Annotated in this window: 1 protein-coding gene and 1 pseudogene; one reads left to right on the top strand and one right to left on the bottom strand. The window is 68.8% G+C overall.

Annotation, left to right across the window (positions count from 1 at the left end):
* A partial coding sequence (locus tag G3N93_RS40385) for a universal stress protein (RefSeq protein ID WP_206135566.1) occupies positions 1-174 on the bottom strand: 174 nt, incomplete at its 3' end.
* A 319-nt stretch (positions 175-493) separates the two neighbouring features.
* Here G3N93_RS40385 and G3N93_RS40390 point away from each other — a divergent pair.
* Positions 494-898, top strand: a pseudogene (locus tag G3N93_RS40390) (hypothetical protein); the annotation flags it as partial.

The raw sequence follows: 898 nt of genomic DNA on the forward strand, positions 1-898 counted from the left end.
TCGGTCGCGCTCGGCCGCGAAGCCCGCATCGACGTCGACGAGCTGCGGCCGGTGCTCGACGACATACGCGCAGGTGACTTCGCCGCCGGACGCCGCCGCGATCCGGATCGCCTCGTTCAGCGCGAGACGCGCACTCGGGCTGCCGTCGAGCCCGACGAAAATCCGCTTGTACATGGTCCGTCCCTCCGACCGGGCACGCATCGCGCGTTGCGCGACGGCGGCCCGTTATCGCCACCCGGCCCGGTGCCAGGCGGCCTGCCGAATAGTCTGCCCCACGTGCCGACGCGCCCGTTGATGCGCGTCAAGCGCGGCCGGCGCGCCCGCTGCTTCACGCCGGTTGCCGCAATTTCTAGTGACCCCATTACAAAAACCGTGTAAATCGCGCACAATTTCATCTTGAAAATAGACGTTGCATGCAGCCGGTGCGAGTTTTGTCCGGTTTTGCTGCGCTGCCGAGTGCCCACGGCAGCCCCGACAACAGAATGGCTATCGAATGACCGCAAGTGGAACCCCGACGCGTGATGCCCGAGGGCCCACGCGCCTCCAGATCATGTTACGCCAGCCGCTCGCGGCCGGCGTCGTTGCGCTGTGCGCGGGCGCGGCGCTGTCGCTCGGCGTCGCGCTGCTCGTGCGCGAGCAGTGGCAAGGCGCCGTCCATACGCGTTTCGAACGCCGCACGACGCATGTGACCGCAATGCTCCGCCACGAGTTGCAATCCGGCGTGGCCGTGCTCGAAGGCGTGCGCGGGGCGTACAGCCTCGTCCCGGGCATGACGCCCGAGCAATGGCGCCGGTATGCGGACATGCTCGACCTCGACAGCGGCCGCTCGCCGGTCCGCCAGATCGGCTATGCGCCGCTGCCGCCTGCGACACGCACTGCGCTCGCCGGCGCGAAGCCG

The sequence above is a fragment of the Burkholderia sp. Se-20378 genome, assembly GCF_017104665.1.
Lineage (GTDB): Bacteria > Pseudomonadota > Gammaproteobacteria > Burkholderiales > Burkholderiaceae > Burkholderia > Burkholderia lata.